This is a genomic window from Pseudomonas sp. MPFS (assembly GCF_022537035.1).
In the GTDB taxonomy this organism is placed as follows: Bacteria; Pseudomonadota; Gammaproteobacteria; order Pseudomonadales; family Pseudomonadaceae; genus Aquipseudomonas; species Aquipseudomonas sessilinigenes.
In genome coordinates this window covers 7,066,987-7,092,618 of sequence record NZ_CP066123.1, presented here as the reverse complement: position 1 = coordinate 7,092,618, position 25,632 = coordinate 7,066,987, and the positions used below count along the sequence as shown (strand labels likewise).

General features: G+C 56.9%; 24 protein-coding genes. All 24 read left to right on the top strand.

Annotation, left to right across the window (positions count from 1 at the left end):
• Positions 1-489 precede the first annotated feature (489 nt).
• The 24 genes from rpmH to I9018_RS32555 all read left to right on the top strand — a co-directional run bounded on the left by rpmH (position 490) and on the right by I9018_RS32555 (position 25,608).
• Positions 490-624, top strand: coding sequence for a 50S ribosomal protein L34 (rpmH, locus tag I9018_RS32670; protein WP_003213577.1), 135 nt, complete (start codon positions 490-492; stop codon positions 622-624).
• Between the two features lie 16 nt (positions 625-640).
• Complete coding sequence (gene rnpA, locus I9018_RS32665) at positions 641-1,042, top strand: ribonuclease P protein component (RefSeq protein WP_217884182.1); 402 nt, start codon at positions 641-643, stop codon at positions 1,040-1,042.
• Positions 1,035-1,280 carry a membrane protein insertion efficiency factor YidD gene (gene yidD, locus I9018_RS32660; protein WP_083235628.1) on the top strand — a complete coding sequence of 82 codons (246 nt, stop codon included), beginning with the start codon at positions 1,035-1,037 and terminating at the stop codon, positions 1,278-1,280. Before rnpA ends, yidD begins: the two co-directional genes overlap by 8 nt.
• A gap of 2 nt (positions 1,281-1,282) precedes the next feature.
• Entirely contained in the window at positions 1,283-2,983 is a 1,701-nt protein-coding gene (yidC, locus tag I9018_RS32655) for a membrane protein insertase YidC (protein WP_068576586.1), read from the top strand.
• 79 nt (positions 2,984-3,062) lie between these two features.
• Positions 3,063-4,433 carry a tRNA uridine-5-carboxymethylaminomethyl(34) synthesis GTPase MnmE gene (gene mnmE, locus I9018_RS32650; RefSeq protein ID WP_124347036.1) on the top strand — a complete coding sequence of 457 codons (1,371 nt, stop codon included), beginning with the start codon at positions 3,063-3,065 and terminating at the stop codon, positions 4,431-4,433.
• 661 nt (positions 4,434-5,094) lie between these two features.
• Positions 5,095-6,987: a tRNA uridine-5-carboxymethylaminomethyl(34) synthesis enzyme MnmG gene (gene mnmG, locus I9018_RS32645; protein WP_068576582.1), complete on the top strand. Its 1,893-nt coding sequence runs from the start codon at positions 5,095-5,097 to the stop codon at positions 6,985-6,987.
• Positions 6,984-7,628, top strand: coding sequence for a 16S rRNA (guanine(527)-N(7))-methyltransferase RsmG (gene rsmG, locus I9018_RS32640; protein WP_241108429.1), 645 nt, complete (start codon positions 6,984-6,986; stop codon positions 7,626-7,628). The genes mnmG and rsmG overlap by 4 nt, the downstream gene beginning before the upstream one ends.
• An 18-nt stretch (positions 7,629-7,646) precedes the next feature.
• Positions 7,647-8,444, top strand: a complete 798-nt coding sequence (locus I9018_RS32635) for a ParA family protein (RefSeq protein ID WP_068576579.1) — start codon at positions 7,647-7,649, stop codon at positions 8,442-8,444.
• A gap of 9 nt (positions 8,445-8,453) precedes the next feature.
• The gene (locus tag I9018_RS32630) at positions 8,454-9,326 is read left to right on the top strand and encodes a ParB/RepB/Spo0J family partition protein (protein ID WP_068576577.1); all 873 of its coding nucleotides are present in this window, start codon (positions 8,454-8,456) and stop codon (positions 9,324-9,326) included.
• A gap of 148 nt (positions 9,327-9,474) precedes the next feature.
• Positions 9,475-9,882, top strand: a complete 408-nt coding sequence (locus I9018_RS32625) for a F0F1 ATP synthase subunit I (RefSeq protein ID WP_016964883.1) — start codon at positions 9,475-9,477, stop codon at positions 9,880-9,882.
• A 16-nt stretch (positions 9,883-9,898) separates the two neighbouring features.
• Positions 9,899-10,771 carry a F0F1 ATP synthase subunit A gene (atpB, locus tag I9018_RS32620; protein WP_053137789.1) on the top strand — a complete coding sequence of 291 codons (873 nt, stop codon included), beginning with the start codon at positions 9,899-9,901 and terminating at the stop codon, positions 10,769-10,771.
• Between the two features lie 132 nt (positions 10,772-10,903).
• Entirely contained in the window at positions 10,904-11,161 is a 258-nt protein-coding gene (atpE, locus tag I9018_RS32615; protein ID WP_002555987.1) for a F0F1 ATP synthase subunit C, read from the top strand.
• 57 nt (positions 11,162-11,218) lie between these two features.
• Positions 11,219-11,689 carry a F0F1 ATP synthase subunit B gene (locus I9018_RS32610; protein WP_068576575.1) on the top strand — a complete coding sequence of 157 codons (471 nt, stop codon included), beginning with the start codon at positions 11,219-11,221 and terminating at the stop codon, positions 11,687-11,689.
• Positions 11,690-11,701: 12 nt separating this feature from the next.
• Entirely contained in the window at positions 11,702-12,238 is a 537-nt protein-coding gene (locus I9018_RS32605; RefSeq protein WP_053137780.1) for a F0F1 ATP synthase subunit delta, read from the top strand.
• A gap of 21 nt (positions 12,239-12,259) precedes the next feature.
• The gene (gene atpA / locus I9018_RS32600; protein WP_053137777.1) at positions 12,260-13,804 is read left to right on the top strand and encodes a F0F1 ATP synthase subunit alpha; all 1,545 of its coding nucleotides are present in this window, start codon (positions 12,260-12,262) and stop codon (positions 13,802-13,804) included.
• A gap of 50 nt (positions 13,805-13,854) precedes the next feature.
• Complete coding sequence (gene atpG / locus I9018_RS32595; protein ID WP_241108428.1) at positions 13,855-14,715, top strand: F0F1 ATP synthase subunit gamma; 861 nt, start codon at positions 13,855-13,857, stop codon at positions 14,713-14,715.
• 27 nt (positions 14,716-14,742) lie between these two features.
• Complete coding sequence (gene atpD / locus I9018_RS32590; RefSeq protein WP_044465897.1) at positions 14,743-16,119, top strand: F0F1 ATP synthase subunit beta; 1,377 nt, start codon at positions 14,743-14,745, stop codon at positions 16,117-16,119.
• Between the two features lie 45 nt (positions 16,120-16,164).
• Complete coding sequence (locus I9018_RS32585; protein WP_011064380.1) at positions 16,165-16,590, top strand: F0F1 ATP synthase subunit epsilon; 426 nt, start codon at positions 16,165-16,167, stop codon at positions 16,588-16,590.
• Positions 16,591-16,703: 113 nt separating this feature from the next.
• The gene (gene glmU, locus I9018_RS32580) at positions 16,704-18,071 is read left to right on the top strand and encodes a bifunctional UDP-N-acetylglucosamine diphosphorylase/glucosamine-1-phosphate N-acetyltransferase GlmU (protein WP_068576571.1); all 1,368 of its coding nucleotides are present in this window, start codon (positions 16,704-16,706) and stop codon (positions 18,069-18,071) included.
• Positions 18,072-18,220: 149 nt separating this feature from the next.
• Positions 18,221-18,991 carry a DeoR family transcriptional regulator gene (locus I9018_RS32575; RefSeq protein ID WP_176719725.1) on the top strand — a complete coding sequence of 257 codons (771 nt, stop codon included), beginning with the start codon at positions 18,221-18,223 and terminating at the stop codon, positions 18,989-18,991.
• 10 nt (positions 18,992-19,001) lie between these two features.
• Positions 19,002-20,834, top strand: coding sequence for a glutamine--fructose-6-phosphate transaminase (isomerizing) (glmS, locus tag I9018_RS32570; protein ID WP_241108427.1), 1,833 nt, complete (start codon positions 19,002-19,004; stop codon positions 20,832-20,834).
• Between the two features lie 269 nt (positions 20,835-21,103).
• A complete protein-coding gene (locus I9018_RS32565) occupies positions 21,104-22,003 on the top strand; it encodes a TnsA endonuclease N-terminal domain-containing protein (protein WP_075046818.1) in 900 nt (299 codons plus the stop codon).
• Complete coding sequence (locus I9018_RS32560) at positions 21,996-24,167, top strand: Mu transposase C-terminal domain-containing protein (protein ID WP_241108426.1); 2,172 nt, start codon at positions 21,996-21,998, stop codon at positions 24,165-24,167. Before I9018_RS32565 ends, I9018_RS32560 begins: the two co-directional genes overlap by 8 nt.
• Entirely contained in the window at positions 24,160-25,608 is a 1,449-nt protein-coding gene (locus tag I9018_RS32555; protein ID WP_241108425.1) for an ATP-binding protein, read from the top strand. The genes I9018_RS32560 and I9018_RS32555 overlap by 8 nt, the downstream gene beginning before the upstream one ends.
• The last annotated feature ends 24 nt before the right edge of the window (positions 25,609-25,632 follow it).

Below are 25,632 nucleotides of genomic sequence, written 5' to 3'. Positions count from 1 at the left end.
GTAGCGTGCCTCCAGGAGGCTAAGAATCAATGCCTTACCTTGGATAAACACGACCAGCGGTATGTGCATAAGCTCTGTGGATAACCCCACTTGAGCTCTTTGCACAACCCGAGGCAAAACCCGGTGGATAAATCGCCTGTGGATAACATCACTTTCCGCACACAGCTTTTCCGCACTCGCAGCACAGGCAGAGCACGGCTTCTCAACCGTGTTGTCATTCTCTGTACAGTACGAAATTAAAGGGCTTAAGGTAGTTATCCACAGAAGGGTGGGGCCCTAGTCTTTATAAGCTTTACAGAAAAGCTTTAAATACTTTCCTTCTCTATTTTTATATCTGGCTGCATGTCCTTCACAAGCCTGGATCCCGACATACATAGACAAAGGAAAAGCTGGTTGGAAATTGACCTAGAGGCTTGCTTTCTCTAGAATCGCCGATCTCTTAAAACGGGGGCCATTCCGGCCCGTTGTGGACGAACCAGGTAACACGACATGAAACGTACTTTCCAACCAAGCACTATCAAACGCGCTCGTACCCACGGTTTCCGTGCTCGCATGGCTACCAAGAACGGTCGTGCCGTCCTGTCGCGTCGCCGCGCCAAAGGTCGTGCGCGTCTGGCAGTTTGATAATCCGGCACTGGAGGTGAGTCAGGACTTCAGTCGGGAAAAGCGTCTGCTTACACCCCGGCACTTCAAGGCAGTCTTTGACTCCCCTACCGGCAAGGTTCCGGGGAAGAATCTCCTGCTCCTTGCTCGCGACAACGATCTCGATCATCCCCGTCTAGGGCTTGTGATCGGGAAAAAGAGCGTCAAGCTCTCTGTTGAGCGAAATCGTCTTAAACGCCTAATGCGCGAATCGTTTCGCCTTCACCAGGACTCGCTGGTTGGGTGGGATATCGTTATCGTCGCGCGCAAAGGTTTGGGCGATGTAGAAAACCCTGAATTAATCCAGCATTTCGGTAAGCTCTGGAAACGCCTGGCGCGCAGTAAGCCAGCACCAGCAGTAAAATCCGAAACTGTAGGGGTAGACAGTCCCGATGCGTAAACTGGCCCTCGTTCCGATCCAGTTTTACCGCTATGCCATTAGTCCTCTGATGGCCGATCACTGTCGTTTTCACCCCAGCTGTTCCTGCTACGCGTTGGAAGCCATCGAAACTCATGGCCTTCTGCGTGGTGGCTGGCTGACCTTTCGTCGTTTAGGTCGCTGTCATCCGTGGAATCCCGGTGGTTACGACCCGGTTCCACCTATCCCTACCTCCCGCTCTTCTTCGATGGCCGAGTAATCATGGATATCAAACGCACGATCCTGATCGTCGCCCTGGCAATCGTGTCCTACGTCATGGTTCTGAAATGGAACCAGGATTATGGCCAAGCTGCCTTGCCGACTCAGAATGTTGCTTCCAGCACGACCACTCCGGGCTTGCCCGACACGCCAACCGGCACTCCAGCTGCCAATGACGACATTCCACGCGCGACCAGCGATACCGCTGCTCCTGCGGAAGTGCCAGTGGCCGCAAGCAAGGATCTCATCGAGATCAAAACGGATGTGCTCGACCTGGCTGTCGATCCACAAGGTGGGGATATCGCGCAACTGCGCCTGCCACTGTATCCACGTCGCCAAGACCACCCGGAAATTCCTTTCCAGCTGTTCGATAACGGCAACGAGCGGACTTACCTGGCACAAAGCGGCTTGATCGGCAGCAGTGGCCCCGATGCCAATCCGGCTGGCCGCCCTGTCTACTCTGCAGAAAAGAAAAGTTATCAACTGGCTGATGGTCAGGATCAACTGGTCGTCGACCTCAAATTCAGCAAGGACGGGGTCAACTACATCAAGCGCTTTACCCTCAAGCGCGGCCTGTATGACATCACTGTTACCTACCTGATCGATAACGAAAGCGCACAACCCTGGACTGGTGCGATGTTCGCCCAGCTCAAGCGTGATGCCAGCTCCGATCCATCCTCCAGCACCGCCACCGGTACCGCGACTTACCTGGGCGCCGCCCTGTGGACAAGTTCCGAGCCGTACAAGAAAGTGTCCATGAAGGACATGGACAAGGTAAACGAGGACAAGAGCAAGGCCCCGATCACTGAAAGTGTTCAAGGTGGCTGGGTTGCCTGGCTGCAACACTACTTCGTGACCGCCTGGATTCCGCCAAAAGGTGAGAACAACCAGGTTCTGGCACGCAAGGACAGCAAAGGTAACTACATCATTGGCTACACCGGCCCTTCGATGACCGTTGCTCCAGGCGCCAAGGCTGAAACCAGTGCCATTCTGTACGCCGGTCCGAAAAGCCAGGCCGTGCTGAAAGAGTTGTCCCCAGGCCTGGAACTGACTGTGGACTACGGCTTCCTGTGGTTCATCGCCCAACCGATCTTCTGGCTGCTGCAACATATCCACAGCCTGGTTGGTAACTGGGGCTGGTCGATCATTTTCCTGACCATGCTGATCAAGGGGATCTTCTTCCCACTGTCGGCAGCCAGCTACAAGTCCATGGCACGCATGCGTGCAGTGGCTCCAAAACTGGCTGCGCTGAAGGAAAAATTCGGTGACGATCGCCAGAAGATGTCCCAGGCGATGATGGAGCTGTACAAGAAAGAGAAGATCAATCCATTGGGCGGCTGCTTGCCGATCCTGGTGCAGATGCCGGTCTTCCTGTCCTTGTACTGGGTACTCCTGGAGAGCGTGGAAATGCGCCAGGCTCCGTTCATGCTGTGGATTACCGACCTGTCGATCAAGGATCCGTTCTTCATCCTGCCGATCATCATGGGCGCCACCATGTTCATCCAGCAGCAGCTGAACCCGACTCCGCCGGATCCGATGCAGGCCAAGGTGATGAAGATGATGCCAATCATCTTCACCTTCTTCTTCCTGTGGTTCCCAGCGGGCCTGGTGCTGTACTGGGTAGTGAACAACTGCCTGTCGATCGCACAACAGTGGTACATCACTCGTAAGATCGAAGCGGCTACCAAGAAAGCAGCTGCCTGACCTACTCTGTGGATAACCACACAAGACGCCCCCTAGTGGGGCGTTTTGCTATCTGTCACTTTTGTCTGGATGTCGGGTTATGAATGTCCCTCGTGAAACCATCGCCGCTATAGCCACTGCCCAAGGTCGCGGTGGCGTGGGCATCGTAAGGATTTCCGGTCCCCTCGCTGCGGTGGCCGCCAAGGCCATCAGCGGCCGGGAACTCAAGCCGCGATTTGCTCATTACGGGCCATTTCTCAATGCCCAGGGAGACGTGCTGGACGAAGGCATCGCCTTGTATTTTCCAGGCCCCAATTCCTTCACCGGTGAAGATGTGCTGGAGCTGCAAGGGCACGGTGGGCCTGTCGTCCTCGATATGCTGCTGCAGCGCTGCCTGGAACTGGGCTGCCGCCTAGCCAGGCCCGGAGAATTCAGTGAGCGCGCCTTTCTCAACGACAAGCTCGATCTGGCCCAGGCCGAAGCCATCGCCGACCTGATCGAAGCCAGTTCCGCACAGGCTGCACGCAATGCCTTGCGCTCGCTGCAGGGGGCGTTTTCCCAGCGTGTGCATCACCTCACCGAACAGCTGATCGCCTTGCGTATCTATGTCGAGGCCGCGATCGATTTTCCCGAGGAAGAAATCGACTTCCTCGCCGATGGCCACGTATTGAGCATGCTCGATGGGGTTCGTAACGAATTGTCCACAGTGCTACGCGAAGCGGGTCAGGGCGCCTTGCTCCGTGACGGTATGACGGTGGTGATCGCCGGGCGACCTAACGCAGGCAAATCCAGCCTGCTCAATGCATTGGCAGGACGCGAAGCCGCCATCGTCACCGATATCGCTGGCACCACCCGGGATATCCTGCGGGAACATATCCACATCGATGGCATGCCACTGCACGTGGTGGATACCGCCGGTCTTCGGGACACCGAGGACCAGGTAGAGAAAATCGGTGTCGAACGCGCACTCAAGGCAATCGGCGAGGCGGATCGAGTGCTGTTGGTGGTCGATGCCACCGCCAGCGAAGCTTCTGACCCCTTTGCCTTGTGGCCGGAGTTTCTCGAACAACGGCCGGATCCCGCCAAGGTCACTCTGATTCGCAACAAGGCCGACCTGAGCGGTGAACCCATCGTCCTGGAAACCTGTGACGATGGCCATGTCACCATCAGCCTCAGCGCCATGGCCGCTGGGCCAGGCCTGGAGTTGCTTCGCGAGCATCTCAAGGCGTGCATGGGTTATGAGCAAACGTCCGAGAGCAGCTTTAGCGCCCGGCGCCGGCACCTGGAGGCGTTACGCTACGCCAGTGCCGCCCTCGAGCACGGGCGGGACCAATTGACCCTGGCCGGTGCGGGCGAACTGTTGGCAGAAGACCTGCGACAAGCCCAGCAATTCCTCGGTGAAATCACCGGCGCATTCAGTTCCGATGACCTTCTAGGACGTATCTTCTCCAGCTTCTGTATCGGCAAATAAGCCCATACCACCTTCCCCCGGCTTTCAGTGCTGGGAGTTCGCGCCTGTGGACAAGGCTCTTGGGAGCATTGCCTGCAGGCGTTTTCCTTTCTTATGCGTATCCGCCCCTGCTAATCGCTGCGCAGGCTTCTCTGTAAGCGGGCCTGCTTTCATTCATTCGCGGGCTAATCCTGGATCCAGGCGAAAACTTTTGCCTGGTGGGTAGTCGCATCTTCACCGTTCACCTGCTGGAACAACCTCCATCTGTGGATTAAGCCCTGTGAATAACTGCTCCTTAGCTCAGTTGATAACTAGCCTTCAAAGCTGAAGAGAACTAGCTCTGTGGATAACCACCTCATTCATCCACAGCTTTAAGCCGGTTATCCAAGGTACTCAATGGCACCTAACCACAGAGTTTAAAACCTCTGTACATATTGAAAAATAAGGCTTGTAGATGTTTATCCACAGATAGGCTGCTGTATAAGAATAAACATAAAAACAAGGTTTTAATAAATTTCTCTCTTTTTAATTTCTATTGTCCGCCGGTCATCCACAGCTGGTTAAATTTTGTGCAAAGGGTTCTTTAGAAAGGTCGAAGTCCCTATACTTGCCGCCTTGGTCCAGAAACCAACCCAACAACCATTCCTAATTACTCCTACTTGAAGCAGGCACGAGGTGCGTGGTGGATTTCCCTTCCCGTTTTGAAGTGATCGTCATCGGCGGCGGTCATGCCGGTACCGAGGCAGCACTTGCATCAGCACGCATGGGGGCAAAGACCCTATTGCTGACGCATAACGTGGAAACCCTCGGAGCCATGAGCTGCAATCCCGCAATCGGCGGGATCGGCAAGAGCCATCTGGTCAAGGAAATCGACGCCCTGGGCGGCGCGATGGCCATGGCTACAGATAAAGGTGGTATCCAGTTCCGTGTATTGAACAGCCGTAAAGGCCCGGCAGTACGTGCGACCCGTGCCCAGGCCGACCGTATTCTGTACAAGGCGGCCGTTCGCGAGATTCTCGAGAACCAACCGAACCTGTGGATATTCCAGCAGGCTGCCGATGACCTGATCGTCGAGCAGGATCAGGTCCGTGGTGTGGTCACCCAGATGGGTCTGCGGTTCTTTGCCGACTCCGTGGTATTGACCACCGGGACCTTCCTCGGCGGACTTATCCACATCGGCTTGCAGAACTATTCCGGGGGCCGTGCCGGTGATCCGCCATCGATCGCCCTCGCACAACGCCTGCGGGAATTGCCACTGCGGGTCGGTCGCCTGAAAACCGGTACCCCGCCACGTATCGATGCCCGCTCCGTGGATTTCTCGGTAATGACCGAGCAACCTGGCGATACGCCAATCCCGGTGATGTCCTTCCTTGGCAACAAGGAACAACATCCACGCCAGATCAGTTGCTGGATTACCCACACCAACGCCCGTACTCACGAGATCATCGCCGCGAACCTCGATCGTTCGCCGATGTACTCCGGCGTCATCGAAGGCATTGGCCCGCGCTACTGCCCATCCATCGAAGACAAGATCCATCGCTTTGCCGACAAGGAAAGCCACCAGGTCTTCATCGAACCGGAAGGCCTGACCACCCACGAGCTGTACCCGAACGGGATATCCACATCTCTGCCGTTCGATGTGCAGTTGCAGATCGTCCAATCGATCCGTGGCATGGAAAACGCCCATATCGTGCGGCCGGGCTACGCCATCGAATACGACTATTTCGATCCGCGGGACTTGAAGTACAGCCTGGAAACCAAAGTCATTGGCGGTCTGTTCTTCGCTGGCCAGATCAATGGCACTACCGGTTACGAAGAAGCTGGTGCCCAAGGCCTGCTGGCCGGGGCCAACGCGGCATTGCGCGCCCAGGGCAAGGACAGTTGGTGCCCGCGTCGCGACGAAGCCTATATCGGGGTGTTGGTCGATGACCTGATTACCCTGGGTACCCAGGAACCGTATCGCATGTTCACTTCCCGGGCGGAGTACCGCCTGATCCTGCGTGAAGACAACGCCGACCTGCGCCTGACCGAAAAAGGTCGCGAGCTGGGGTTGGTGGATGACGTGCGCTGGGCTGCGTTCTGCAAGAAACGCGAGGGCATTGCCCTGGAAGAACAGCGCTTGAAGTCCACCTGGGTGCGTCCCGGGACCGAGCAGGGCGATGCGATTGCACAAAAATTCGGCACGCCGCTGACCCACGAATACAACCTGTTGAACCTGCTGAGCCGTCCGGAAATCGACTACGCTGGTCTGGTCGAAGTGACCGGGCAGGGCGCGGAAGATCCACAGGTCGCGGAACAGGTCGAGATCAAGACCAAGTACGCCGGCTACATCGATCGCCAGCAGGATGAAATCGCCCGCTTGCGTGCCAGCGAAGATACCAAGCTGCCTGTGGATATCGATTACGCGAGCATTTCCGGATTGTCGAAGGAGATCCAGAGCAAGCTCGGCGCGACCCGTCCGGAAACCCTGGGGCAGGCTTCACGAATTCCCGGTGTGACTCCGGCAGCCATTTCCCTGTTGATGATTCACTTGAAAAAACGCGGCGCTGGCCGTCAGTTGGAGCAAAGCGCTTGAGTTCACTGGTCACCTCGCAACACGCGGATGAGTTATCCACAGGCGCACGCCAGCTCGGTGTCGAGTTGAGCCCGCTCCAGCACGAATCGCTGCTGGGCTACCTGGCGTTGTTGATCAAGTGGAACAAGGCCTACAACCTGACCGCAGTGCGCGATCCCGATGAGATGGTCTCGCGCCACTTGCTCGACAGCCTGAGCGTGATGTCCTTCATCGAAGACGGTCGCTGGCTGGATGTGGGGAGCGGTGGCGGGATGCCCGGGATCCCCCTGGCCATCCTGTTTCCCCAGTCGCAGGTCACTTGCCTGGACAGTAACGGCAAGAAGACCCGCTTCCTGACCCAGGTCAAACTCGAGCTCAAGCTGGATAACCTGCAAATTATCCACAACCGAGTCGAAGCCTTCACCCCTGAGCAGCCGTTCAATGGAATCATTTCCCGGGCGTTCAGCAGCATGGAGAACTTCACCAGCTGGACCCGCCACCTCGGGGACAGCGATACACGCTGGCTGGCAATGAAGGGCGTCCATCCCTCTGATGAGCTGTTAGCATTGCCGGCAGACTTCCACCTCGATAGCGAACACGCCCTGGCCGTACCCGGTTGCCAAGGCCAACGCCATCTGCTGATACTGCGCCGCACGGCATGATTGGGAACACAAGCAAGAATGGCTAAGGTATTCGCGATAGCGAACCAGAAAGGTGGTGTGGGCAAGACCACCACCTGCATCAACCTCGCAGCATCCCTGGTGGCGACCAAGCGCCGGGTGCTGTTGATCGATCTTGATCCACAGGGCAACGCCACCATGGGTAGCGGTGTGGATAAACACAGCCTGGAAAACTCGGTCTACGACTTGCTGATCGGCGAGTGCGACCTGGCCCAGGCCATGCACTTCTCCGAACACGGCGGCTACCAGCTATTACCGGCCAACCGCGACCTGACCGCGGCGGAAGTGGTGCTGCTGGAAATGCAGATGAAGGAAAGCCGGCTGCGCAGTGCCCTGGCCCCCATCCGCGAGAACTATGACTACATCCTGATCGACTGCCCGCCGTCGCTGTCGATGCTGACCCTCAATGCCCTGGTGGCCGCCGATGGGGTCATCATCCCCATGCAGTGCGAGTACTACGCACTGGAAGGTCTGAGCGACCTTGTGGATAACATCAAGCGCATTGGTGAGTTGCTCAATCCCGAGCTGAAGATCGAAGGCTTGCTGCGCACGATGTTCGACCCGCGCTTGAGCCTGATGAACGATGTTTCCGCGCAGCTCAAGGAACACTTCGGCGACCAGCTGTACGACACCGTGATCCCGCGCAACATTCGCTTGGCCGAGGCGCCGAGCTACGGCATGCCGGCATTGGCGTACGACAAGCAATCCCGCGGCGCACTGGCCTACCTGGCCCTGGCTGGCGAGATGGTTCGCCGGCAACGTAAACAAGCGCGCATCGCAGCCGCCCAGCCAACTTAAGGAATCCCCATGGCCGTCAAGAAACGTGGTCTCGGACGTGGACTGGATGCACTGTTGAGTGGTCCGACTGTCACTGCCCTCGAAGAACAAGCCGCGCAGGTCGACCAGCGTGAACTGCAACACCTGCCACTGGACCTGATCCAGCGTGGCAAGTACCAGCCGCGCCGGGACATGGACCCGCAGGCCCTGGAAGAACTGGCCAACTCGATCAGGGCCCAGGGCGTTATGCAGCCCATCGTGGTCCGTCCCATCGGCGCCGGGCGTTTTGAAATCATCGCCGGCGAACGTCGCTGGCGCGCCAGCCAGCAGGCTGGCCAGGAAACCATCCCGGCCGTGGTCCGTGATGTTCCGGATGAAACCGCCATTGCCCTGGCGCTGATCGAGAACATCCAGCGCGAGGACCTCAACCCTATCGAGGAAGCCCTGGCCCTGCAGCGCCTGCAGCAGGAGTTCCAACTGACCCAGCAACAGGTTGCCGAGGCGGTGGGCAAGTCCCGCGTCAGCGTGGCCAACCTGCTGCGCCTGATCTCCTTGCCAGAGGTGATCAAGACCATGTTGTCCCATGGCGACCTGGAGATGGGGCATGCTCGCGCATTGCTCGGATTGCCGGAAAATCAACAAGTTGAAGGGGCGCGACACGTTGTCGCACGAGGTCTTACCGTACGCCAGACCGAGGCCTTGGTTCGCCAGTGGCTCAGTGGCAAGCAGGAGCCTGCTGAACCGGTCAAGCCGGACCCAGATATCGCTCGCCTCGAGCAACGTTTGGCCGAGCGCCTAGGCTCTGCGGTGCAGATTCGCCACGGCAAGAAGGGCAAGGGACAGTTGGTGATCGGCTACAACTCCCTGGATGAGCTGCAGGGCGTCCTCGCTCACATCCGTTGAAACATTTCCTTGTGTAGCGTGCAGTCGGAAATCACTACCCGGCAGTTGAATAGGGGCTGAACCGCCCCTATACTCTGCGCGCATTTTGTCGGCACAAATTATGCCAAGTCACAGAATTCTGGCAGCCGACCCTTGAGGAGCAAGAGTGATGGAAACCCGCACGCCAAACCGCCTGCCGTTCCATCGCTTGGCGGTTTTTCCGGTTCTACTGGCTCAGTTGGTCATTTTACTGATAGCCGCTCTGGCGCTATGGCAATGGCGTGGAGTCGTAGCCGGATATTCAGGCCTTTGCGGAGGACTGATAGCCTTGCTACCCAATGTGTATTTCGCTCACAGGGCATTTCGGTTTTCCGGAGCTCGAGCGGCCCAAGCCATCGTCCGGTCTTTTTATGCCGGTGAGGCGGGCAAATTGATTTTGACGGCAGTGCTGTTTGCATTGACGTTCGCAGGTGTGAAGCCATTGGCGCCGCTAGCTGTATTCGGTGTCTTCGTGCTGACCCAGCTGGTCAGCTGGTTCGCTCCCCTGCTAATGAGAACAAGACTTTCGAGACCTTAGGGCGTTTGAGGCAACCATGTCAGCAGAAACAACCGCTTCGGGCTATATCCAGCACCACTTGCAGAACCTGACCTTCGGTCAGCTACCCAATGGGAGCTGGGGCTTTGCCCACTCCGCAGCAGAAGCCAAGGAAATGGGCTTCTGGGCATTCCACGTCGATACCCTCGGCTGGTCTGTCGCACTGGGTGTGATCTTCATTCTTCTGTTCCGCATGGCGGCCAAGAAGGCGACTTCCGGCGTGCCGGGCGCTTTGCAGAACTTCGTTGAAGTCATGGTCGGCTTCGTCGATGGCAGCGTGAAGGACAGCTTCCACGGTCGTAGCCCGGTGATCGCGCCGTTGGCCCTGACCATCTTCGTCTGGGTGTTCCTGATGAACGCCATTGACCTGGTTCCTGTGGACTGGATCCCGCAATTGGCGATGCTGATTTCCGGCGACCCGCACATTCCATTCCGTGCCGTTTCCACCACTGACCCGAACGCTACCCTGGGCATGGCCCTGTCGGTGTTCGCGTTGATCATTTTCTACAGCATCAAGGTCAAGGGCATCGGCGGCTTCATCGGCGAACTGACCCTGCATCCGTTCGGTAGCAAGAACATCCTGGTCCAGGCTCTGCTGATCCCGGTGAACTTCCTGCTGGAATTCGTGACCCTGGTTGCCAAGCCAATCTCTCTGGCACTGCGTCTGTTCGGCAACATGTATGCCGGCGAGCTGGTGTTCATCCTGATCGCTGTGATGTTCGGCAGCGGCCTGCTGTGGCTCAGCGGCATGGGTGTGGTTCTGCAGTGGGCGTGGGCGGTGTTCCACATCCTGATCATCACCCTGCAGGCCTTTATCTTCATGATGCTGACCATCGTCTACCTGTCGATGGCTCACGAAGAGAATCATTAAGACCAGTCTCGACTAGTCTGATGTCCCTCTTGTTGCGGCAAGAGGGGCCCGTCTCGGGCACGATGAAACGATTTGTTTTACCGCTTTAATCTAAAAAACCTAAACCATACGACGTAAAAGTCGGGAGGAAAGATGGAAACTGTAGTTGGTCTAACCGCTATCGCTGTTGCACTGTTGATCGGCCTGGGCGCACTGGGTACCGCAATTGGTTTCGGCCTGCTGGGCGGCAAGTTCCTGGAAGGCGCTGCGCGTCAGCCAGAAATGGTTCCAATGCTGCAAGTTAAAATGTTCATCGTTGCCGGTCTGCTCGACGCCGTAACCATGATCGGTGTTGGTATCGCTCTGTTCTTCACCTTCGCAAACCCCTTCGTTGGTCAACTCGCTGGCTAATCACTCGAGTATTCGAGTTGATTGGTGTGACGGACAACGAACGAGCGAGGTGTTGGCGTGAACATTAATGCAACCCTGATTGGCCAGTCCGTTGCGTTCTTAATTTTTGTACTGTTCTGCATGAAGTTCATTTGGCCTCCGGTCATTGCAGCTCTGCACGAACGTCAAAAGAAGATCGCGGATGGATTGGACGCTGCCAGCCGAGCAGCTCGTGACCTGGAACTGGCCCAAGATAAAGCGGGTCAGCAACTGCGCGAAGCCAAAGCTCAGGCAGCTGAAATCATCGAGCAAGCCAAGAAGCGCGGTTCTCAGATCGTCGACGAAGCCCGTGAACAGGCCCGTGTCGAAGCTGAACGCGTGAAGGCTCAGGCTCAGGCCGAGATCGAACAGGAACTGAACGGCGTCAAAGACGCGCTGCGCGCCCAACTGGGTAGCCTGGCGGTCAATGGTGCAGAGAAGATCCTGGGCGCCACAATCGATCAAAACGCGCACGCAGACCTGGTTAACAAACTGGCTGCTGAAATTTAAGCGAGGGCGATCATGGCAGAACTGACCACGTTGGCCCGACCTTACGCTAAGGCGGCCTTCGAGCACGCTCAGGCCCACCAGCAGCTGGCCTCTTGGTCAGCCATGCTCGGCCTGGCTGCAGCGGTGTCACAAGATGACACCATGCAGCGCGTGCTTAAGGCCCCGCGACTGACGAGCGCAGAAAAGGCCAACACTTTTATCGAAGTGTGTGGCGACAAGTTTGATGCACAGGCACAGAATTTCATTCAGGTTGCCGCCGAAAACGACCGTCTCCTGCTGTTGCCGGAGATCTCCGCTCTGTTCGACCTGTACAAGGCCGAGCAAGAGAAATCGGTGGACGTGGATGTGACCAGTGCGTTCGCATTGAACCAAGAACAGCAAGACAAACTCGCCAAGGTTCTCAGTGCACGGCTCGGCCGGGAAGTGCGACTGCACGCTGCGGAGGATGCCAGCCTGATTGGTGGCGTCGTAATCCGCGCCGGCGACCTGGTTATCGATGGCTCGATTCGCGGCAAACTCGCGAACCTTGCCGAAGCATTGAAATCTTGAGTTTGAAGGGGCAGCAGAGCAATGCAGCAACTCAATCCTTCCGAAATAAGTGAAATTATCAAGGGCCGCATCGAAAAGCTCGATGTGACCTCCCAAGCCCGTAACGAAGGCACTGTCGTCAGCGTATCTGACGGCATCGTGCGGATTCACGGTCTGGCCGACGTAATGTACGGCGAGATGATCGAGTTTCCGGGCGGCGTCTACGGTATGGCCCTCAACCTCGAGCAAGACTCTGTAGGTGCCGTAGTACTGGGCGCATACACCACTCTGGCTGAAGGCATGAGCGCCAAGTGCACCGGCCGCATCCTCGAAGTTCCAGTTGGTAAGGAACTGCTGGGTCGCGTAGTCGACGCACTGGGTAACCCAGTCGACGGTAAAGGTCCGCTGAACAACACCGAGACCGACGCGGTCGAGAAAGTTGCTCCAGGCGTGATCTGGCGTAAGTCGGTAGACCAGCCTGTACAGACTGGCTACAAGGCTGTCGATGCCATGATCCCAGTCGGCCGTGGCCAGCGTGAGCTGATCATCGGTGACCGTCAGATCGGTAAGACCGCTCTGGCGATCGACGCGATCATCAACCAGAAAGACAGCGGCATTTTCTGCGTCTACGTAGCGATCGGTCAGAAGCAATCGACCATCGCCAACGTGGTTCGCAAGCTGGAAGAAAACGGCGCCCTGGCCAACACCATCATCGTGGCCGCCAGTGCTTCGGAATCGGCTGCACTGCAGTTCCTGGCTCCGTACTCCGGTTGCACCATGGGCGAATACTTCCGCGACCGCGGTGAAGACGCGCTGATCGTTTATGACGATCTGTCCAAGCAGGCTGTGGCTTATCGCCAGATCTCCCTGCTGCTGCGTCGTCCACCAGGCCGTGAAGCCTACCCAGGTGACGTGTTCTATCTCCACTCCCGTCTGCTGGAGCGCGCATCCCGCGTTTCGGAAGAGTACGTAGAGAAGTTCACCAATGGCGCAGTGACTGGCAAGACCGGTTCCCTGACTGCCCTGCCGATCATCGAAACCCAGGCTGGCGACGTTTCCGCGTTCGTTCCGACCAACGTGATCTCCATCACCGACGGTCAGATCTTCCTGGAATCGGCCATGTTCAACTCGGGCATCCGCCCTGCAGTTAACGCCGGTGTTTCGGTATCCCGTGTAGGTGGTGCCGCTCAGACCAAGATCATCAAGAAGCTGTCCGGTGGTATCCGTACCGCCCTGGCTCAGTACCGTGAACTGGCGGCATTCGCCCAGTTCGCTTCTGACCTGGACGAAGCGACCCGTAAGCAACTTGAACACGGTCAGCGCGTTACCGAGCTGATGAAGCAGAAGCAATACGCGCCAATGTCCATCGCTGACATGTCGCTGTCGCTGTATGCCGCTGAGCGTGGGTTCCTGACTGACGTCGAAATCGCCAAGATCGGCAGCTTCGAACAAGCGCTGATTGCTTACTTCAACCGCGATCACGCCGACCTGATGGCGAAGATCAACGTGAAGGGTGACTTCAATGACGAAATCGACGCTGGCCTCAAAGCCGGTATCGAGAAGTTCAAGGCCACCCAAACCTGGTAAGCCGCAGCGGGAGCCGCAAGGCTCCCGCTTGCTAACCTGATAGGTGTTACATGGCAGGCGCAAAAGAGATTCGCAGTAAGATTGCGAGCATCAAAAGCACGCAAAAAATTACCAGCGCCATGGAAAAAGTGGCGGTCAGCAAAATGCGCAAGGCACAAATGCGCATGGCTGCTAGCCGTCCTTATGCGGAGCGCATCCGCCAGGTTATTGGTCATCTGGCCAACGCCAACCCGGAATATCGTCACCCGTTCATGATCGACCGCGCCGTCAAGCGCGTCGGTTACATCGTGGTGAGCAGTGACCGTGGTCTGTGTGGTGGCTTGAACACCAACCTGTTCAAGGCCCTGGTCAAGGACATGGCGGTAAACCGCGAACAAGGCGTCGAGATCGATCTGTGTGTGGTCGGTAGCAAGGGTGCGGCCTTCTTCCGCAACTTCGGCGGTAACGTCGTTGCAGCTATCAGCCACCTGGGTGAAGAGCCGTCGATCAATGACCTGATCGGCAGTGTCAAGGTGATGCTGGATGCTTACCTGGAAGGCCGGATTGACCGCCTGTCCGTGGTATCCAACAAGTTCGTCAACACCATGACCCAGCAGCCAACCGTGGAGCAGTTGATTCCACTGGAGGCAACCCCGGATCAAGAACTCAAGCACCACTGGGACTATCTCTACGAACCGGATGCCAAGGAGCTGCTGGACGGCTTGATGGTCCGTTACGTGGAGTCGCAGGTCTACCAGGCGGTGGTCGAGAACAACGCAGCTGAACAAGCCGCGCGGATGATCGCAATGAAGAACGCCACCGACAACGCCGGTGATTTGATCAGCGATTTGCAGCTGATCTACAACAAGGCGCGTCAGGCTGCGATCACCCAAGAGATCTCGGAAATCGTCGGCGGCGCTGCCGCGGTTTAACGGTTCAAATATTCAGAGGATCCAGCTATGAGTAGCGGACGTATCGTTCAAATCATCGGCGCCGTTATCGACGTGGAATTTCCACGCGACAGCGTACCGAGCATCTACGACGCCTTGAAGGTTCAAGGCGCCGAAACCACTCTGGAAGTTCAGCAGCAGCTGGGCGACGGCGTGGTTCGTACCATTGCGATGGGCTCCACCGAAGGCCTGAAGCGCGGTCTGGATGTCAACAACACTGGCGCAGCCATCTCCGTACCGGTCGGTAAAGCGACCCTGGGCCGGATCATGGACGTACTGGGCAATCCAATCGACGAAGCCGGCCCGATCGGCGAAGAAGAGCGCTGGGGTATCCACCGCGCCGCTCCTTCCTTCGCAGAACAGGCAGGCGGCAACGACCTGCTGGAAACCGGGATCAAGGTAATCGACCTGGTTTGCCCGTTCGCCAAGGGCGGTAAAGTCGGTCTGTTCGGTGGTGCCGGTGTGGGCAAGACCGTAAACATGATGGAACTGATCCGTAACATCGCCATCGAGCACAGCGGTTATTCCGTGTTCGCCGGTGTGGGTGAGCGTACTCGTGAGGGTAACGACTTCTACCACGAGATGAAGGACTCCAACGTTCTGGACAAGGTTGCCCTGGTCTACGGTCAGATGAACGAGCCACCAGGAAACCGTCTGCGCGTAGCGCTGACCGGCCTGACCATGGCCGAGAAGTTCCGTGACGAAGGTAACGACGTTCTGCTGTTCGTCGACAACATCTACCGTTACACCCTGGCCGGTACCGAAGTATCCGCACTGCTGGGCCGTATGCCTTCGGCAGTAGGCTACCAGCCGACCCTGGCTGAAGAGATGGGCGTGCTGCAAGAGCGCATCACTTCGACCAAGCAAGGCTCGATCACCTCAATCCAAGCGGTATACGTACCTGCGGACGACTTGACCGACCCGTCGCCAGCGACCACCTTCGCCCACTTGGACGCCACCGTCGTTCTGTCCCGTGACATCGCTTCCCTGGGTATCTACCCAGCGGTAGACCCACTGGACTCGACTTCCCGTCAGCTGGACCCGAACGTGATCGGCAACGAGCACTACGAGACCGCTCGCGGCGTTCAGTACGTACTGCAGCGTTACAAAGAGCTGAAGGACATCATCGCGATCCTGGGTATGGACGAGCTGTCGGAAGCCGACAAGCAGTTGGTATCCCGCGCTCGTAAGATCCAGCGCTTCTTGTCGCAGCCGTTCTTCGTGGCTGAAGTCTTCACTGGTTCTCCAGGTAAGTACGTTTCCCTGAAAGACACCATCGCTGGCTTCAAAGGCATCCTCAACGGTGACTACGACCACCTGCCAGAACAAGCGTTCTACATGGTCGGCGGCATCGAAGAAGCGATCGAGAAAGCCAAGAAACTGTAATCCCGGCGCCCGGCAACGGGCGCTAATTTAGGTTGAGGCAAGCAGATGGCTATGACAGTCCATTGCGATATCGTCAGCGCGGAAGGGGAAATCTTCTCCGGTCTGGTGGAGATGGTGGTTGCGCACGGTGAACTGGGTGATCTTGGTATCGCTCTGGGTCACGCACCGCTGATCACCAACCTGAAGCCAGGTCCGATCCGCTTGATCAAGCAGGGCGGGGAAGCCGAGGTGTTCTACATCTCCGGTGGTTTCCTCGAGGTTCAGCCGAACATGGTCAAGGTTCTTGCCGACACCGTGCAACGCGCTGCCGACCTGGACGAAGCCTCCGCTCAGGAAGCCGTCAAGGCTGCTGAGAAGGCCCTGAATGAAAAAGGCGCAGATTTCGACTACGGATCTGCCGCCGCACGTCTGGCCGAGGCCGCAGCCCAGCTGCGTACCGTCCAGCAGATCCGCAAGAAGTTCGGCGGCTAAGCCGCAGGCTTTCTGTGTGATTGATTAAAAAGGGTAGCCTCGGCTACCCTTTTTATTTTCCGCATTCCCCCTCTAGGTCACACTCGCGGACCACCCAGGATTGGTAGCCAGTCATGTCTCTCGAAATCGTTATCCTCGCAGCAGGCCAGGGCACTCGCATGCGCTCGGCACTGCCCAAGGTCCTTCACCCGGTCGCTGGCAACTCCATGCTCGGGCATGTTATCCACAGCGCCCGCCAGCTCGATCCACAGCGCATCCACGTGGTGATTGGCCACGGTGCGGATGCGGTACGCGAGCGCCTGGCGGCCGATGACCTGAATTTCGTGCTGCAGGACAAGCAGCTGGGCACGGGGCACGCAGTGGCCCAGGCGGTGCCTTTCATTACTGCCGATACCGTACTGATTCTCTACGGCGATGTGCCGCTGATCGAAGTCGAGACCCTGCAGCGCCTGCTCAAGCAAGCGGGCCCCGAGCAACTGGGCCTGCTCACCGTCGAGCTGGACGATCCTACCGGCTACGGGCGTATCGTGCGTGACGCCAATGGCAAGGTTGCCGCCATCGTCGAGCAGAAGGACGCCAACGAAGCCCAGCGCGCCATCACCGAAGGCAACACCGGCATTCTCGCCGTGCCTGGCAAGCGCCTGGGCGACTGGACCAGCCGTCTTTCCAACAACAACGCCCAGGGCGAGTACTACCTGACCGACGTGATCGCCATGGCGGTCAGCGATGGCCTGCTGGTTGCCACCGAGCAGCCCCTGGACGCCATGGAAGTGCAGGGTGCCAACGATCGCAAGCAACTCTCCGAGCTGGAGCGCCACTACCAGCTGCGCGCTGCCCGCCGCCTGATGGCCCAAGGGGTCACCTTGCGTGACCCGGCACGCTTCGATGTGCGCGGCGAAATCACGGTCGGCCGCGACGTCCTGATCGACATCAACGTGATTCTCGAAGGCCGGGTGGTGATCGAGGACGACGTGGTCATCGGCCCCAACTGCGTGATCAAGGACAGCACCCTGCGCAAGGGCGTGGTGATCAAGGCCAACAGCCATCTCGACGGCGCGGTGATGGGCGAGGGCAGCGATGCCGGTCCGTTCGCCCGCTTGCGTCCTGGCAGCGTGCTGGAAGCCCGTGCCCATGTGGGTAACTTCGTCGAGTTGAAGAACGCCCATCTGGGCCAGGGCGCCAAGGCCGGCCACCTGACCTATCTGGGCGACGCAGTGATCGGCGCGCGCAGCAACATCGGCGCCGGCACCATCACCTGCAACTACGATGGGGTGAACAAGCACAAGACGGTGATGGGCGAAGACGTATTCATCGGCTCCAACAACTCCCTGGTAGCGCCTGTGGATATCTCTTCCGGGGCCACTACCGCCGCCGGTTCCACTATCAACCAGGATGTCGCGCCGGCGCAGCTGGCTGTGGCTCGTGCGCGACAGAAGAACATTGATGGCTGGAAGCGGCCGCAGAAAATCAACAAGGACTGAGGTTATCCACAAGCACGGATGGCCCATACAGCATCAACCGGCCCCTGCAGCTGAATAGCAAGGGTCGGTTTTTTTTGCGCTCAAGCTTGACGAAGTTTCGATCATAGGGTTTTATTGCCGTCGTTATCTTTCGAATCGAAACTTAAATGATCATATCGAAACGCAATACGCCCCAGCGACGTCACAACATCCTTACCTTGCTCAACGAACAGGGCGAAGTGAGCGTGGACGAGTTGGCCAAGCGCTTCGAAACCTCGGAAGTTACGATTCGTAAGGACTTGGCGGCCCTGGAAAGCAACGGCCTGCTGCTACGCCGTTATGGTGGAGCTATCACCTTGCCCCAGGAGTTGGTCAGCGATCTGGGCCAATCGGTGTCCCGCTACAAGCAAGCCATTGCGCGGGCCGCTGTACAGCGCATTCGCGAGCATGCGCGAATCATCATCGACAGCGGCAGTACCACGGCGGCGATGATTCCCGAGTTGGGCCTGCAACCAGGGCTGGTGGTGATGACCAATTCTCTGAATGTGGCCAACGCCCTGAGCGAGCTGGAACACGAGCCAATGTTGTTGATGACCGGTGGCACCTGGGACCCGCATTCCGAGTCCTTCCAGGGACAGGTAGCCGAACAGGTGCTGCGTTCCTATGACTTCGACCAACTGTTCATTGGCGCCGATGGCATCGATCTGGCCCGCGGTACCACCACCTTCAACGAGCTGCTGGGGCTGAGCCGGGTCATGGCCGAGGTGGCCCGTGAAGTGGTGGTGATGGTCGAGTCCGACAAGATCGGCCGCAAGATTCCCAACCTGGAGCTGCCCTGGAGCAGCATCCATACCCTTATTACCGATGATCGCCTGTCTTCCGAGGCCCGCGACCAGATTCAGGCCCGCGGCATTACTCTGATTTGCGCGGCTGTCAGCTAGGAGAAAAACCATGTGTGGAATTGTTGGCGCCGTTGCTGAACGCAATATCACCGCCATTTTGCTGGAAGGCCTCAAGCGCCTCGAATACCGCGGCTACGACAGCGCAGGCGTGGCGGTTTTCACCAATAGCGGCAAGCTCGAGCGCATGCGCCGTCCGGGCAAGGTCGCCGAGCTGGAACAAGCCCTGGCTGGCGAGCCGCTGATGGGCCGCCTGGGGATCGCCCACACCCGCTGGGCCACCCACGGCGCACCTTGCGAGCGCAATGCCCACCCGCATTTCTCCGGCGATCTGGCGGTGGTGCACAACGGCATCATCGAAAACCACGAAGCCCTGCGCGAACAACTCAAGGCCCAGGGCTACGAGTTCACCTCGGACACCGATACCGAGGTCATCGCCCACCTGCTGAACCACAAGCTCAAGGACCTGGGCGACCTGACCGTGGCCCTCAAGGCTACCGTCAAGGAACTGCACGGTGCCTATGGCCTTGCCGTGATCAGCGCCAGCCAGCCGGATCGCCTGGTCGCGGCCCGTAGCGGCAGCCCGCTGGTGATCGGCCTGGGCCTGGGGGAAAACTTCCTGGCCTCCGACCAGTTGGCCCTGCGCCAGGTCACCGACCGGTTCATGTACCTGGAAGAAGGCGATATCGCCGAGATCCGCCGTGACAGCGTGCAGATCTGGGACATCGACGGCAAGGCCGTGGAGCGCGAGGCGGTGCAGTACCGCGACGGTGCCGAAGCGGCGGACAAGGGCGAATTCCGCCACTACATGCTCAAGGAAATCCACGAGCAGCCATCGGTGGTGCAACGCACCCTGGAAGGCCGCCTGAGCGCTAACCAGGTACTGGTCCAGGCCTTCGGCCCCCAGGCCGCCGAGTTGTTCGCCAAGGTGCGCAATGTACAGATCGTCGCCTGTGGCACCAGTTACCACGCCGGCATGGTCGCCCGTTACTGGCTGGAAGAACTGGCCGGCATCCCCTGCCAGGTGGAAGTGGCCAGTGAGTTCCGCTACCGCAAGGTGGTGGTGCAGCCCGACACCCTGTTCGTGACCATTTCCCAGTCCGGCGAGACCGCCGATACCCTGGCTGCGCTGCGCAACGCCAAAGAGCTGGGCTTCCTCGCCAGCCTGGCGATCTGCAACGTTGGCATCAGCTCCCTGGTGCGTGAATCGGACCTGACCCTGCTGACCCAGGCCGGTCGCGAGATCGGCGTAGCCTCCACCAAGGCCTTCACCACCCAATTGGTGAGCCTGCTGTTGCTGACCCTGTCCCTGGGCCAGGTACGTGGCACCCTGGCAGCCGGTATCGAAGCCGAACTGGTGGAAGAGCTGCGGCGCCTGCCGATTCGCCTCGGTGAAGCACTGGCCATGGACAGCGTGGTGGAGAAGACCGCCGAGCTGTTCGCCGACAAGCACCACACGCTGTTCCTCGGCCGTGGTGCCCAGTACCCGGTGGCGATGGAAGGCTCCCTGAAGCTCAAGGAGATTTCCTATATCCACGCCGAAGCCTATCCGGCCGGTGAGCTCAAGCACGGCCCTCTGGCCCTTGTGGATAACGACATGCCAGTGGTTACCGTGGCGCCGAACAACGAACTGCTGGAGAAGCTCAAGTCCAACCTGCAGGAAGTCCGCGCCCGTGGTGGCGAGTTGATCGTGTTCGCCGACGAGCAGTCGGGCATGACCAACGGCGAAGGCACCCATGTTATCCACATGCCGCACATCCACGATGTTCTCTCGCCGATCCTCTACACCATCCCGTTGCAACTGCTGTCCTACTACGTGGCCGTGCTCAAGGGCACCGACGTCGACCAGCCACGCAACCTGGCCAAATCGGTGACTGTGGAGTGAGTTATCCACAGTCGGGTCTCAACCTGTTTTTAAAGAATAAAGGTTGTCACAAAAAAAAAAGGTTGTCACAAGTTAAGAAAGGTTGTCACAAGGCTCTGTCACGGCCCGTTTGTCGGGGCAGAGCCTTGTCCATGGATATAGGATCACAATCCCTTCTGCACCACAGTGACTGCTGTCCTGGCTGAGCCCGCTCTTGAATTTCTCCACGCCACGACCTGTGTCGTTCCGATCCGATCGAGCGGGTCACTCAACGATGAGCGACTCGTGAAATGACATCTGTACCCACTGAACCGGTGAATCCAGCTAGCTCGAAGCTAATGACTCAGCGGAAAATTGATAGAAGAATACAATCGGGTCGCGGATCTGGCGTTAGAGAGTCCTATGAGCCTTGGATCAAGATTTGGGATATCCAGTCGAGCGGGGTGTCGCATCTTGTACCGGGTGTGAAATTTCATCGCAGTCATCATTTGCTATCCAACGCTGAGCGCGACTATCACCTGATCCTTGAGCATGATCCTTCCATCATCGACATTCGTGAGCAGTTCCCGCTCCTAACACAAGCTGAGACTCAAGCGATCGCGTCAAGCCTGAATTACCGTCATCCTGTGTACCCAGGTACTCAAGTCCCAGTGGTTATGACCACTGACTTCCTCATAACTTTCATAGATTCGAAGGGCGAAGCAACCTTGGCCGCGCGCTCTGTGAAATACCGTAAGGAGTTCGAGGACGCCAGCCTCAAGGAGCAGAATCGGATGGCGGAAAAGCTTGAGATCGAAGCTAAATATTGGGCTATGAGAAAGGTAGAATGGAAACTGATTCTCCATGAAAATCTCTCGCAAGTTAAAATAGCAAATCTTGTCATACTTAGAACTTACGCGGTCATCCATCCTTCGTTGCCGACGGAAAATAATATAAATAATCTGCTCGAATTTATAGCGGGATGTAAGACTAGTGAATTGCCACTAAAGGCACTGCTACAAAAAGCCTCAAGGGTAATTTTTATAGAATATATTGGTGTTAAACGCCTCTTCCACCATCTTCTTTGGACGGGCAGACTGGGGGCGAGTCTAAGCGCTAAGGTAATAAGCTTATCTGAACCTTTGCATGTTTGGATTGCTGAGCCATCCTTTTCCAGCACATCAGAAATCGAGGTGCCTCGTCATGCTTAGTCTGGGAGTTAACTGCATCGTTTCTCCGGGTGAGGGATCTGAGCTGCTGAAGAAACCGGTCAGAGTTTTAGCTATAAAGGATGAATTTTTCTTAGTCATTGAACTCGGTACAAGTCCGACGAAGCCATGGCGGGTTGGAAGCTCACTATTGATCGAAGAGATCAATAACGGAGCGGCGGTGATCAACCCTGAAATGGTACCTATGCACTTGCTTCGAAGTGACGACGAGATCAGTGAGAATGAAAAAGACAGCCGAGATAGGAACTGGGAGCTGGTACGTGGTTTGGTGGAGAATCATGGCCCCCTCGATATCTTGACGTCTAACTTTGGTTCCCTTGTTGCTAATCACGCAATGGTAGTGGGAGTTGACCGGAAGCAAATTTATCGACTTCTCTATCGGTATTGGAGCATGGGACAGACACGAAACGCATTTTTGTGGAATACCAGCACGTGTGGAGGCCGTGGAAAGAAAAAAAGTCGGGCCTCAGGCATTGTTCCTGGCCGACCGCTTAAATATCGTGGCGTAGTTGTGGATGACGGTGGCGCAATTCTGCTCGAGTCACGGCACATCTCGCATATTCGCTTGGCCTATGGGCGCTTTGCCAGTGGCAGGTGTGGCAAGCTAAAGAAAGCCTATGATTGGATGCTCAATAAGTTTTATCGGTCGATCAAGTCCGACGGTTCAAAAGGTAACCTGGTTCGAGGTAGCTACCCGTCCATCAATCAACTGGAGTACCATGGAAAACTTTTCTTTGATGAACTCTATAGGTTGAAGAAGAGCGGCGGCGCAATCCGCTATAATAAAGACCATCGTGCGCTAGTTGGATCTGCCTCTCAAGGGTTAGTCGGTGCAAGCCATCGGTACGAAATCGATTCGACGATTGCTGATGTTTATTTGGTACATCGAGTCAATCGGTTATGGTTGATCGGCAGGCCAGTGCTGTATGTGTTGGTTGATACGTTCACCAGAATGATCGTAGGTATTCATGTCGGGCTTGAAGGGCCCAGTTGGAATGGTGCTCGACATGCCATTTATAATGCTTGCACGCCGAAGAAGGAGTTTTGCAAGCGTTATAATATTGAAATCGATGAGGTTGACTGGCCATGTTCTCATCTACCGGTTGAAATTGTCGCAGATCGCGCTGAACTTCTCAGTGAAGCTGGGGAGACGATGACGAAGACTCTTGGTACAGTCTTGAAGATTTTGCCACCGTTTCGGCCTGACTGGAAAAGTATCATTGAAAGCCGTTTCCGACTGCTCAACGAAAAGCTGGATTTGAAATTTGTCCCTGGCGGCGTAGATGCTCGGAAAATGGAGCGTGGTGATCGTGACTACCAGCTCGACGCAATTTTCGATATCGATGAGTTTACTGAGATGGTAATCCTCGGTGTTTTGGCTCACAACAAGAGCCTTCGAGTTCCTCATCTTCTGAACCGTGAGATGATCGCGGCAGAAGTGGAGCCCACGCCTATGGCCATGTGGAAGTGGTCTATGGCAAACAATCTCCTGAATTCGAAATTCGTATCACCAGCGGAGCTGAAGATTGCATTGTTACCCTCGCAGGTGTGTCGAATTGGTCGAGGAGGTATCAATTTCCAAGGTGTGCAGTACACCTGTGAAACCGCCATTCGTTCGGAATGGTTGGAGCGCTCTCACAACTTTAAAACGAGGTACGTTAGGGTTTTCTACGATCCAAACTCTATTGAGAACTGCTGGATGAAATCTGAGGCGGGTTTCGAGCCGTTGACCATTGTACCGCAGCAGCGGGTTAAGTACGGTGGGCTTCGTATGGAGGAGGTCCTCGATATTATCAAGATTTTGAATCAGGTCGCCCCTGATGTCCGGTACGAGGATGCCAATACTGGAGCGCTTCTTCAAGGCCGCCAGGAGGAGATTCTTCATCGAGCGCAAGCCAAACGCCAGGGGCAGGGAGATCCGAAATCTGACGCTGAGTTCAAGCGGGACAAGCGTTCGAAACGTGCCGTTGAAACCCAGACTGAACGCGACTTGCATACCGCTGACCTAAATCAGCTTCGCCTTGTGGATCACTCGCCAGCCGCGGAGGAGACTTATACACCAGTAACCGTGAAACCTGTCTCGGGTCGGAGCGCCGCCTTCCTGAAATTGGTGATCAACGCGGGTAACGAGGCTAGTCATGAGTGATTCCAGTTTTGCGCCAGCAGATTACAACCCGACTGGCATGCCTCAATACGACGGTAACCCACTGATTGAGTGCCTCCCGAAGATTCTTTCGGATGTTGATGTAGTCAGGCGCATTGGGAGCGCCCCGCCCCGGCCTGACAACGTGGAGCGGGCCTTGGACCCGAAACTACGTGGTCATGGCATCAACAGGCTGAAGGATGTCGTTGTACCTTTTGAAATCCACCTCAGGCTTGAGGACCTGTTCAGTCAATTGATTCGGTACGGATACACCGGGCGCAATCCATTGCATGCGTCATCCGTTAGGCATCGCTTGCCCTCTTCTGCGGAGATCAAGGGGAACGGGTTTATGTCCACCGCTGAAACGTTGACACTGATCGGGTTGAGCGGCATGGGTAAAACGACTGCGCTGAACTCCATTGCCAAGCTTTATCCACAGGTGATCAGTCACAGTAAGTATAAAGAGCAGATCTTCATTGAGACGCAGGTGGTCTGGCTCAAGATCGATTGTCCGCACGATGGCTCGTTGCGAGGTTTTTGTACCGCATTCTTCTCTTCATTGGATGATGCATTAGGCATAAAAAAGTACTCAGGCAGAGCTGCTACTGGCCGCAGCATCAGCGTGATGCTTCAAAGTATCAGTCAGTTGTGCAAAACCTATTTCATCGGAGCTCTCATAATTGATGAGATGCAGCACCTCTGCTCATCCCGAGGCGGGCAAGACCGCGAAAAGCTGCTCAACTTTTTTGTGCAGCTGTCGAATGACGCCGGCATCCCGCTGATCTACGTTGGCACGAATGCCATGCTTCCGCTGTTTTCTGGTGTTTTGCGAAATGCTCGGCGTGCGGCAGGAATGGGGCCTATCACTTTTGACAGGTTTACCGAAGATGATCCGTTTTGGGCGCATCTGGTTTCACTGCTCTGGGCATACGACTGGACCAAAACCCCCACTCCGTTGACGGGTGAGATCCTTTCCAAAATATATGACCTCACTCAAGGAAACACGGATTTCCTGGCCAAACTTCTAATGCTGGCTCAGCGGCACGCAATCTGGGAGGGCATCGACTCGATTACACCGGCGGTTCTGCAGCAGGTGTACGACAGTCAGATGAGGCTCCTTCATAAGGCCATCGAGGCTCTACGAAGCGGGGATCCGCTGCAAATTGCTGACTTCGAAGACATGATGCCCACGAAGGACCAGGTCGCCAAGATGATGAATTACGATTTGGCGCGCCGTGCAGACAGGGCGAATCTCTCTTTAATGACCCAGGCCGCGATAGTGACACCTGTCGAGCACAGTGAAAGGGCAGCCGCAAAGCCTTTTAGTAAACCGGTGGTTCCGGTTGCCAACGAGTCAGCACCGACTGCCCATTTCTCCGAAGGCGATGATGTGCAGACCCAGCTCGAGCAGAGAGGCTGGGTAGATAAGGACTCTGCCTGGTGACATGAACCGCGGGAGATCAGGTCA

Excerpts from the sequence above, each read along its gene's own strand:
- I9018_RS32555 (WP_241108425.1), top strand. The coding sequence starts at position 24,160 with ATGAGTGATTCCAGTTTTGCGCCAGCAGATTACAACCCGACTGGCATG.
- yidD (WP_083235628.1), top strand. The coding sequence starts at position 1,035 with ATGCGTAAACTGGCCCTCGTTCCGATCCAGTTTTACCGCTATGCCATT.
- atpG (WP_241108428.1), top strand. The coding sequence starts at position 13,855 with ATGGCAGGCGCAAAAGAGATTCGCAGTAAGATTGCGAGCATCAAAAGC.
- atpD (WP_044465897.1), top strand. The coding sequence starts at position 14,743 with ATGAGTAGCGGACGTATCGTTCAAATCATCGGCGCCGTTATCGACGTG.
- rpmH (WP_003213577.1), top strand. The coding sequence starts at position 490 with ATGAAACGTACTTTCCAACCAAGCACTATCAAACGCGCTCGTACCCAC.
- I9018_RS32585 (WP_011064380.1), top strand. The coding sequence starts at position 16,165 with ATGGCTATGACAGTCCATTGCGATATCGTCAGCGCGGAAGGGGAAATC.
- I9018_RS32625 (WP_016964883.1), top strand. The coding sequence starts at position 9,475 with ATGGAAACCCGCACGCCAAACCGCCTGCCGTTCCATCGCTTGGCGGTT.
- yidC (WP_068576586.1), top strand. The coding sequence starts at position 1,283 with ATGGATATCAAACGCACGATCCTGATCGTCGCCCTGGCAATCGTGTCC.
- mnmE (WP_124347036.1), top strand. The coding sequence starts at position 3,063 with ATGAATGTCCCTCGTGAAACCATCGCCGCTATAGCCACTGCCCAAGGT.
- glmU (WP_068576571.1), top strand. The coding sequence starts at position 16,704 with ATGTCTCTCGAAATCGTTATCCTCGCAGCAGGCCAGGGCACTCGCATG.
- glmS (WP_241108427.1), top strand. The coding sequence starts at position 19,002 with ATGTGTGGAATTGTTGGCGCCGTTGCTGAACGCAATATCACCGCCATT.
- I9018_RS32630 (WP_068576577.1), top strand. The coding sequence starts at position 8,454 with ATGGCCGTCAAGAAACGTGGTCTCGGACGTGGACTGGATGCACTGTTG.
- I9018_RS32560 (WP_241108426.1), top strand. The coding sequence starts at position 21,996 with ATGCTTAGTCTGGGAGTTAACTGCATCGTTTCTCCGGGTGAGGGATCT.
- atpB (WP_053137789.1), top strand. The coding sequence starts at position 9,899 with ATGTCAGCAGAAACAACCGCTTCGGGCTATATCCAGCACCACTTGCAG.
- I9018_RS32565 (WP_075046818.1), top strand. The coding sequence starts at position 21,104 with ATGACATCTGTACCCACTGAACCGGTGAATCCAGCTAGCTCGAAGCTA.
- atpA (WP_053137777.1), top strand. The coding sequence starts at position 12,260 with ATGCAGCAACTCAATCCTTCCGAAATAAGTGAAATTATCAAGGGCCGC.
- atpE (WP_002555987.1), top strand. The coding sequence starts at position 10,904 with ATGGAAACTGTAGTTGGTCTAACCGCTATCGCTGTTGCACTGTTGATC.
- I9018_RS32605 (WP_053137780.1), top strand. The coding sequence starts at position 11,702 with ATGGCAGAACTGACCACGTTGGCCCGACCTTACGCTAAGGCGGCCTTC.
- I9018_RS32635 (WP_068576579.1), top strand. The coding sequence starts at position 7,647 with ATGGCTAAGGTATTCGCGATAGCGAACCAGAAAGGTGGTGTGGGCAAG.